Raw genomic sequence first — 8,853 nt, forward strand, 5'->3', positions numbered from 1 at the left:
CGCTCAGTGGCCCACCACGGCGTAAATCACCGCAATCGCCACGCCCCAGCACATCAGCAGCACCGGCAGGATCAGCACCTGGGCCGAGGCTTCCGCGGCGGTGAGCCGCCCCGACAGGGTCTGAACGCCGCGATTGGCGAACTGGCCCGGGGTAAGCGTGCGGCTGTCATTGCCGGGCTTCATCGCGGCCCATTGGCGGCACAGGCCGAAACCGGCCACGATCGAGAACACGATGACCACCATCGGCAGCACCAGTTCGCCGTTCATGAACAATACGCTCATCAGCGCCAGGAAGCCCAGGTAGCAGGCAACGGTAACGCCATAGAGGCTGGCGGGCAGTTCGAAGCTGCGATCCACCCGGGTCTGTACCGGGGCATCGGAAACGGCCGCCGCCGCGGTGAGATCGGCCTGGCTGATATGCTGCGACATCGGCGAATCCTCTAGATCCTCTGGGAGAAAGGGGGCGTTTCGCCCTCCGCTCCGCATCGGTAGGCCGCTTGTCGCGCCGATTCGTTGACTTCGATCAAGCGCCCGCGCGATCCGCGCGGTCAGCCGATCCAGCCGGCCAGTTCGCGTCGCGCCAGCGCCTCAAGCATGGCCATGCCCGCCTCGCCCGCATTGAGGCAATCAAGCGCGGCATAGTCCTCGCCGCCCGCGCCAAGGAACTGCTCGCGCCCGCGGATCGCCAGTTCCTCGCGCGTTTCGAGGCAATCGGCGGAAAAGCCCGGCGCGGCGATCGCCAGCCGCCGGGTGCCCCGCCCGGCCTCGGCGGCAAGCACCGCGTCAGTTGCCGGCTCCAGCCATTTCGCCTTGCCGAAGCGCGACTGGAAACTCGTCTCGATCCGCACCTCGCCCCAGTCGACCGCAAGCGCCTCGGCCAGCAGCCGCGCGGTCTTGCGGCACTGGCAATGGTAGGGATCGCCCAGGGCAAGGGTGCGCTCCGGCATCCCGTGAAACGAGAGCAGCAGCACTTCCGGGCGAAACGGCAGGGCCGCAAGCTGGCGGGCGATATCGTCGCGCAGCGCCGCGATGTGGGCCGGATCGTCGAAATAGGGCGGCAGGGTGCGGATTGCCGGCTGCCAGCGCATGGCCTTGAGCGCGCCGGCCAGCCCATCGATCGCGCTGGCCGTGGTTGCCCCGGAATACTGCGGATAAAGCGGGGCGACGAGAATCCGGTCGCACCCGGCCGCCTTCAGCGCCGCCAGCTCGGCCCCCAGCGCCGGATTGCCATAGCGCATGGCCCAGCGCACCTGCACGCCCGGCCCGAGCCGCACCTGCAAGGCCTCGGCCTGGGCCTTGGTGATCGCGGCCAGCGGCGAGCCGTCCGGCCCCCAGACCTGGGCATAGGCATGGGCGCTCTTCTTCGGTCGGGTGTTGAGGATGATCCCGCGCAGGATCGGCTGCCAGACCAGCGGCGGGATCTCCACCACCCGGCGGTCGGAAAGGAATTCGCCGAGATAGCGCTTCACCGCCGCCGGGGTCGGCGCGTCGGGCGTGCCGAGGTTAACCAGCAGCACGCCAATGCCGCCGGTCCGCACGGCCGGATGATTCGATGGGCGGTCCATGGTCACACTTCCTCGGCGAACAGCGGCAATTTGCGAAAGCGCACCCCGGTGGCGGAATGGAGCGCGTTGGCGATGGCCGGAGCCACGGCGACCACGCCCAGCTCGCCCGGATCGACCGGCGGCGCCGTGCTCTCCACGAAAGCCACCACGATCTCGGGGGTATTGCCCAGCACCGGCAGGGAAAGCTGCGACAGACGCTCGGCCACCGGCAGGCCGCGCGCCCAGCTGGTGCTCGCCCCCAGGGTCAGGCCGAGGCCGAAGACCAGCCCGCCCTCGATCTGCTGGCGCGCGAGATCGCGGTTCACGATCCGGCCGATATCGGCCACGGCGGTGATCTTCTCCACCCTGACCCCGGCCGCGTCCTGCCGGGCCGTGGCGATCACCGCGATCCGCCCGGCGCGGGTGCCCTCGGGATCATGCGCGGGGCCAAGACGATGGCAGGCCAGCCCCTGCCCGCTGGCATCGGCACCGGCATCCCAGCCGGCCAGGGTGGCGCATTGCTGGAGGCATTCGGCCAGGCGCAGATCACCGCCCAGCATCGCGATCCGGTAGGACAAGGGCTCGCGCCCCGCGGCCCGGGCCAGTTCGTCAACGAAGCTCTCGGTGAAGAAGGCGGTCATCGCGTGGCCATTGCCCCGCATCCGCCCGGCCGGGATACCTGTCACCACGGGCACGTGGTCAAGCGCGAAATGGGCCAGGCCGTAGGGCGGCACCGCGCCCGACAGGGCCAGCGGATCGGCCTCGCCCGCGCTGGCGGCAAGGGCGGCGGCAGGCGCCTCCCCGCCGAACAGCCGGCGCCCGAACTCGCGCGCGGCGGCCGGCGTGGCGATGCGCGTGTGCCAGGAGATCACCTCGCCGCCCTGCCCTTGCGCGCTCTCGCGCGTCCGCGCCCAGAGTACGGCGGCGGCGGGCGGGCGCGGCTTGCCGGCGACCTGCTCCTGCCAGCGCGACCAGACCAGCTGCACCGGCTTGCCCACTTCGCGGGCGATCAGCGCGGCTTCCACGGCATGGGGCGTATCGAGCCGGGCATCGAACGAGCCGCCCGCCGGCATGGGATAGAGCACCACGTCGCGCGGATTGAGCCCCAGCGCCCTGGCCGCCGCGCGCCGGCTCGTCTCGGGCGACTGGGTGGCCAGCCACAGCTCCAGCCGCCCGCCTTCGAGCCGCGCGGTGCAACTGGCGGTTTCCAGCGTGGCATGGAGGGCCGGGGCAATATCGTAGCGGGCAATCAGGCTCGGCGGGCCTTCGCCCATGGCCCCTTCGGGATCGCCCAGGGTGGCGATCCGCTCGGTCCGCGCCTTCTTCACCGCCTGATCGAGCGCGGCCTCGATCCGGCTGGTATCGACCGGGCGGGAAACCTTGAACGCGGGCGCCACGCGGGCCAGCGCCTGGTCGGCGGCCCACCAGGTCGGTCCCACCGCGGCCAGCCAGTCCGAACCGTGGACCAGTCGCACGCCCCCCGCCCTGCTCTCGTCAACCGTGCCCAGCGCCGCCGCTTGCCCCACCGGGGCATGGCGGATCGCGGCGAAGACCATGCCCTCCAGCCGGATATCGCCGGCAAAGCGCGCCGAGCCTTCGGCCAGGGCCGGCAGGTCGATCCGGGGGAAGGCCGTTCCCGTCCCGGCCGCCGGCTCGGCCGGTGCCGGCCCCAGCGCGGGATCGCCGGGCAGGTCGTGGCCGGCGGCATCCTCGGCAAGATCCCCGAAACCCGCGCGCCGGTTGCCGTGGCTGACAAAGCCGCCCGCCGCCTTGCACTCGGTCCAGGCCACGTCCCAGCGCGCCGCCGCCGCCCGGCACAGCAATTCGCGCGCCGCCGCCGCTGCGAGGCGCGCCGGTCCTTCATAAGCGGCCAGCGATGTGCCGCCGGCCGTCGCCATGAAACGCTCGCGCTCGGCAAAGCCGCGGGCCATCCGGCTGTCCTCGCCCTCTGCCAGCCCGGAAGCCAAGGGCATCCACAACGGCGCCCAGTCCGCCGCCAGCACCGCATTGGCATAGGCTCCGCTGATCGGCGCGGGCACGGCGGCAACCTTGCGCCAGTCGGCCCCCAGTTCCATCGCCACGACCTGCGCCAACAGGGTGGAGACGCCCTGCCCCATTTCCAGCTGCGGCACGGCCACGGTGACGATCCCGGTCCGCGCGATCGCCAGCCAGGCGCCGAAGGCGAATTCGCCGTCCTTGAGCGGCAGTTCCTGCGGGAAGTGGCGCGGGGTCAACGCCCAGGCAACCAGCAGGCCTCCGCCCGCCGCGCCGCCGATCAGCAAGCCGCGACGAGTCAGGCGCATCTCAGGCCGTCTGCTCCAGCCAGTCGGCCACCTTGCGGGCCACGGCCATGAAGGCCTGGCCCTGCGCGGTGTCGCCGGCGGCGGGCGGACGGCCGGCATCGCTTTCCTGGCGGATCGCGAGATCGAGCGGGATGTGGCCCAGGAAGGCAACGCCGCCCTTCACCGCCATGTCCTGCGCGCCGCCATGGCCGAAGGGATCGCTCTCTTCGCCGCAATGCGGGCAGACATAGCCCGACATATTCTCGACCATGCCGATCACCGGCACCCTGGTCTGCTCGAAGAAGTTCATCGCCCGGGTCGCGTCGATCAGGGCAAGGTCCTGCGGGGTGGAGACGATCACCGCGCCATCGGGCTTGTGCTTCTGGACCATGGTGAGCTGCACGTCGCCGGTGCCGGGCGGCAGGTCGATCACGATGACATCGGTGTTGTCCCAGTGCGCGTCCATCAGCTGGCCCAGCGCCCCGCCGGCCATCGGCCCGCGCCAGGCCACCGCGCGGCCCGGTTCGACCAGGTTGCCAACCGAAAGCATCCGCACGCCCCACTGCGTATCGAGCGGCACCAGCTTCTCGTCATGCGCGGTGGGCTTGCGGCCCTCGCTGGCCATCAGGCGCGGCTGGGAAGGGCCATAGATGTCGGCATCGACCAGCCCGACCCGCAGCCCCAGCCGGGCCAGCGCCACGGCGAGATTGGCCGACAGGGTGGACTTGCCAACCCCGCCCTTGCCCGAACCCACCGCGATGATCCGCGGGCCATTGCGGGGCACGGGCGCCGGTTCGGCCTTGTCGGCGGTCAGCGCCACGCGCACTTCGCTCACCCCCTCGGCCCCGCGCAGCGCGGCCTTGACCGCGATCTCCAGCTTGTCGCGCCCGAGCTGGTCCAGCCCGCCGGCATCGAGCACCACGGTCACCGCGCCCTGCCTCTCGAGCAGGGTCGACAGGCGCCGCTTCGCATCCTCGGGCAGCAGGGTCTTCAGGGCTTCGGCATCGGCGCTCATGGCGGGTTGATTGGCTCCAGTTTGTCCGGTTCGTGCCCCTAGCAAGGAAAATGCGCGAACGGGCACTGTTTTTGTGAGGCCGCCGTTCCTATAACGGCGGCCATGAGAACAATTGGCGATGCGATCGCACGCGGCTGGCTGGCCGCAACCGGGGGGAACGGCAATCCCGCAGACGAGACCAACGGCGACAAGCCGGAGGGTCGCAAGGCCGCGCCCAGCCCCTGGGGCACAGGCGGCGACCCCGCGGCGGGCGCTGCCGACGAACCGGACGAACCCTCCGCCCCCGGCGCCGAGCCGGCCGACAAGCCGCGCCCGTCCGGCCCGCGCAATCCGTGGCTGCCGGGCGGCGCCCTGCCCGGGCGGTCCACGCCGCCGGGCGGCGAAGGCCCGCGCCGGCCCACCGGGTTCGACGAGATCTTCCGTGGCCGCCCCGGCGGCGGCGGCGGGTTTGGCGGCGGCCGCTTCCCCGGCCTGCCCCAGCGCCCGGGCGGGCGTTCGTGGGTGCCGCTGATCGTGGCCGGCGTGGCGGCGATCTGGCTGCTGTCCACCACCACCCATATGCTCGGCCCCAAGGAACAGGGCATCGTCACCACGCTGGGCAAGTATTCGCGCACGATCGAGCCGGGCGTCTCGTGGACCCTGCCCTGGCCGATCGAGGCCGTGCGGGTGGAAGACGTCACCTCGATCAAGCGCGACACGATCCCCGAGGGCGAGGCCGAAAAGCTGATGCTCACCAGCGACCAGAACCTGGTCGATATCTCCTATCTCGTGCGCTGGAACATCAAGGACCTCAAGCTCTACGCCTTCCAGCTCGCCGATCCCGACAACACGGTGAAGGAAGTGGCCGAGGCCGCGATGCGCGCCTCGATCGCGGAAGTGCCGCTGTCCGATGCCATGGGCGGCACCGGCCGCGCCATGGTCGAACAGAACGTGCGCGCGCGGATGCAGGCCGTCCTCGATGCCTACCGGTCCGGCGTGCTGATCCAGGGCGTGGAGATCAAGAAGGCCGATCCGCCGGCCAAGGTGATCGATGCCTTCCAGAAAGTCACCGCCGCCCAGCAGGACGCGCAGCGCGAGATGTCGAACGCCCAGGCCTGGGCGCAGCAGATCACCCAGCGCGCCCAGGGCGATGCCGCCGCCTTCGACAAGGTCTACGAACAGTACAAGCTCGCCCCCGAGGTCACCCGCCGCCGGATGTATTATGAAACCATGGAACGCGTGCTGGCCGGCAACGACAAGGTGATCGTCGCCGCGCCCGGGGTCACCTCCTACCTTCCGCTGCCCGAAGTGAAGCGCAAGGCCGCCGCTGCCGCCGAAGGGGGGAACCAGTGATGCCGTTCAGCTCGTTCTGGCAGGAAAACCGCGCCGCGCTGGCCGCGGTCGCCGTGGCCCTGGCTGCCCTGCTCGCCTGCGTCACCATCGTGCCCGAAACCGAGCAGGCGGTCGTCGTCCGCTTCGGCGAGCCGGTGCGGGTGATCAACCGCTTCCGCCCCAATGCCGATTTCGGCAGCACCGGCGCCGGCCTCATCTTCCGCCTGCCCATGGCCGAACGGCTGGTGCGGATCGACAAGCGGGTGCTCTCGGTCGACATGGAGCGCCAGCAGGTCCTCTCCACCGACCAGCAGCGGATCGAGGTCGATGCCTATGCCCGCTTCCGGGTGATCGATCCGGTCCGCATGGTCCGCTCGGCGGGGACGACCGAGCGGCTGGAGGAACAGCTCCAGCCGATCCTGTCCTCGGTCCTGCGCCAGGAACTGGGCAAGCGCACCTTCCAGTCGCTGCTCACCGCCGAACGCGGCCAGGCGATGAAGAACATCCGCACCGGGCTGGATCGCGAAGCGCGCGAATATGGCGCCCAGATCATCGACGTGCGGATCAAGCGCGCCGACCTTCCCGACGGCACCCCGCTGGAATCCGCCTTTGCCCGCATGGCCGCCGCGCGCGAGCAGGAGGCCACCACCATCGTCGCGCTGGGCCAGAAGAACGCCCAGATCACCCGCGCCACGGCCGAGGCCAATGCCGCCCGCGTCTATGCCGAAGCCTTCAACAAGGATCCGGCGTTCTACGATTTCTACCGCGCCATGCAGAGCTACGACACCACCTTCTCCAACCCCAAGAACGCTGGCACCAGCACCATCCTGCTTTCGCCGGAAAGCGATTACCTGCGCCAGTTCAAGGGGAAGGCCGGCAATTGAGGAAGTGGTTGTCGGGTGCCGCAAGCCCTCGACAGATGTCGAGGGCGCACCAAACAACCGCAACCTTGCCATTCAATCTGCGTTCAGGCCTAACGGCGTGAAACCGCAACGCTGAAACTCCCGCGCCCCGGCCCCGTGCCGGCGCGGCACCGGAAGGAAAACAGAGGACGTGAAGCCCGTGCGCTACGCTTATGGTATCACTTCGGCGCTGCTGCTCGGCGGCGCGGCCCTCAGCCTTGCCACCGGCCTGCCCGCCGGCGCCCAGGTCGCCCAGAACGACGCGCAGCAGATCCAGCAGGTCGTCCCCCGCGCCGGGGCGCCGGCCAGCTTCGCCGATCTCACCGCCCAGCTCCAGCCGGCCGTGGTCAACATCTCCACCCGCCAGCGCGTGCGCGTCGCGGCCCAGCAGGGCAATCCCTTCGCCGGCACGCCCTTTGCCGATCTGTTCGGCGGCGATCAGGGCGGCCAGCAGGGCGCCACGCCGCAAACGCGCGAGGCCCAGTCGCTCGGTTCCGGCTTCCTCATCTCGGCCGATGGCTACGTGGTCACCAACAATCACGTGATCACCGCCGACGGCCAGGGCGAGGTCGAATCGATCACCGTCAAGACCGACGACGGCACCGAATATCCCGCGAAGCTGATCGGCCGCGATGCCGCCTCCGATCTCGCCGTACTCAAGATCAGCGCCCCCAAGCCCTTCCCCTTCGTCAAGTTCGGCGACAGCCGCCATGCGCGGGTGGGCGATTGGGTGATCGCCATCGGCCAGCCCTTCGGGCTTGGCGGCACGGTCACCGCCGGGATCATCTCGGCGGTCTATCGCGCCACCGGCTCGGGTTCGGCCTATGACCGCTACCTGCAGACCGACGCGGCGATCAACCGGGGCAATTCCGGCGGCCCGATGTTCGATATGCGCGGGCAGGTGATCGGCATCAACAACGCGATCTTCTCGCCCACCGGCGGCTCGGTCGGCATCGGCTTCGCGATTCCGGCCGAAACCGCCGCGCCGATCGTCGAAAAGCTGAAGGCCGGCCAGGCGATCGAACGCGGCTACCTGGGCGTTCGCATCCAGCAGCTGAACGAGGATCTGGCCGATTCGCTGGGCATCCCGCACAATCGCGGCGAATTCATCCAGGCGGTCGAACCGGCCGGCGCCGGCGCCCGCGCCGGACTCCAGCCGGGCGACGTGGTCCTGCGGGTCGATGGCAAGGAGGTCACCCCCGACCAGACCCTGTCGTTCATCGTCGCCAATACCCCGCCGGGCAAGCGCATCCCGCTCGATCTCATCCGCAACGGCCAGCGCCTGACGGTCAACGCCGTCGTCGCCAAGCGCCCGAGCGAGGAGGAACTGGCCCAGGCGCAAAGCTTCGGCCAGGGCGACCAGGACAATGAAAACGCCTACAACCAGCCCCCGCAGAAGCAGGGGCCGGGCGTGGTCGAGAAGGCGCTGGGTCTCTCCGCGATCCCGCTCACCCCGGCGATCGCCAACCAGCTTGGCGCCGCCGCCGGCACGCAAGGCGTGGTCGTCACCGTGGTCGATGCCTCGTCGGATGCGGGGCAGAAGGGTCTCCAGCGCGGCGACATCATCCTCTCGGCCAATTACCAGCCGGTCACCACCCTCGCCCAGTTCGAGGCCGTGGTCCGCGCCGCCAAGGCCCAGAACCGCCCGGCCGTCCTCCTGCGCGTCCAGCGCCGCGGCCAGCCGGCCACCTACGTGCCGATCCGCCTGCGCTGACCTCCCGGAAAGCCCTCTCCCTCCTGAGCCCGTCGAAGGGCGGGGAGAGGGTTCAAATGGAACCGCAGACAAACGTCGTCCCGGA

The 8,853-nt window shown here is 70.4% G+C and carries 7 protein-coding genes; 3 read left to right on the forward strand and 4 right to left on the reverse strand.

What is annotated here, in order from left to right; translation table 11 throughout:
* Window positions 1-3: 3 nt before the first annotated feature.
* From ACFOD9_RS02835 to ACFOD9_RS02850, 4 genes are all read right to left on the reverse strand, one after another.
* Window positions 4-429 carry a hypothetical protein gene (locus tag ACFOD9_RS02835; RefSeq protein ID WP_379508572.1) on the reverse strand — a complete coding sequence of 142 codons (426 nt, stop codon included), beginning with the start codon at window positions 427-429 and terminating at the stop codon, window positions 4-6.
* Window positions 430-548: 119 nt separating this feature from the next.
* Window positions 549-1,565, reverse strand: a complete 1,017-nt coding sequence (hemH, locus tag ACFOD9_RS02840) for a ferrochelatase (RefSeq protein WP_379508573.1) — start codon at window positions 1,563-1,565, stop codon at window positions 549-551.
* Window positions 1,566-1,567: 2 nt separating this feature from the next.
* On the reverse strand, window positions 1,568-3,847 hold the full coding sequence (locus ACFOD9_RS02845) for a xanthine dehydrogenase family protein molybdopterin-binding subunit (protein ID WP_379508574.1): 2,280 nt from the start codon (window positions 3,845-3,847) through the stop codon (window positions 1,568-1,570).
* Window position 3,848: 1 nt separating this feature from the next.
* Window positions 3,849-4,841 (reverse strand): Mrp/NBP35 family ATP-binding protein, encoded by a 993-nt coding sequence (locus tag ACFOD9_RS02850; RefSeq protein ID WP_379508575.1) that lies wholly within the window; start codon window positions 4,839-4,841, stop codon window positions 3,849-3,851.
* 102 nt (window positions 4,842-4,943) lie between these two features.
* On the opposite strand from ACFOD9_RS02850, the gene ACFOD9_RS02855 reads away from it, so the two are divergent.
* The 3 genes from ACFOD9_RS02855 to ACFOD9_RS02865 all read left to right on the forward strand — a co-directional run bounded on the left by ACFOD9_RS02855 (window position 4,944) and on the right by ACFOD9_RS02865 (window position 8,768).
* Window positions 4,944-6,173 carry a protease modulator HflK gene (locus tag ACFOD9_RS02855; protein ID WP_379508576.1) on the forward strand — a complete coding sequence of 410 codons (1,230 nt, stop codon included), beginning with the start codon at window positions 4,944-4,946 and terminating at the stop codon, window positions 6,171-6,173.
* Window positions 6,173-7,036 carry a protease modulator HflC gene (gene hflC / locus ACFOD9_RS02860; protein ID WP_379508577.1) on the forward strand — a complete coding sequence of 288 codons (864 nt, stop codon included), beginning with the start codon at window positions 6,173-6,175 and terminating at the stop codon, window positions 7,034-7,036. The genes ACFOD9_RS02855 and hflC overlap by 1 nt, the downstream gene beginning before the upstream one ends.
* Before the next feature lie 178 nt (window positions 7,037-7,214).
* Window positions 7,215-8,768, forward strand: coding sequence for a Do family serine endopeptidase (locus ACFOD9_RS02865; protein WP_379508578.1), 1,554 nt, complete (start codon window positions 7,215-7,217; stop codon window positions 8,766-8,768).
* Window positions 8,769-8,853: the final 85 nt, after the last annotated feature.

This window comes from Novosphingobium bradum (genome assembly GCF_042646485.1).
GTDB classification, from domain to species: domain Bacteria; phylum Pseudomonadota; class Alphaproteobacteria; order Sphingomonadales; family Sphingomonadaceae; genus Novosphingobium; species Novosphingobium bradum.

What these genes read in the sequence shown, in the direction of transcription:
- ACFOD9_RS02835 (WP_379508572.1), bottom strand. Translation starts at nt 429, where the DNA reads ATGTCGCAGCATATCAGCCAGGCCGATCTCACCGCGGCGGCGGCCGTT.
- ACFOD9_RS02855 (WP_379508576.1), top strand. Translation starts at nt 4,944, where the DNA reads ATGAGAACAATTGGCGATGCGATCGCACGCGGCTGGCTGGCCGCAACC.
- ACFOD9_RS02845 (WP_379508574.1), bottom strand. Translation starts at nt 3,847, where the DNA reads ATGCGCCTGACTCGTCGCGGCTTGCTGATCGGCGGCGCGGCGGGCGGA.
- ACFOD9_RS02850 (WP_379508575.1), bottom strand. Translation starts at nt 4,841, where the DNA reads ATGAGCGCCGATGCCGAAGCCCTGAAGACCCTGCTGCCCGAGGATGCG.
- hemH (WP_379508573.1), bottom strand. Translation starts at nt 1,565, where the DNA reads ATGGACCGCCCATCGAATCATCCGGCCGTGCGGACCGGCGGCATTGGC.
- hflC (WP_379508577.1), top strand. Translation starts at nt 6,173, where the DNA reads ATGCCGTTCAGCTCGTTCTGGCAGGAAAACCGCGCCGCGCTGGCCGCG.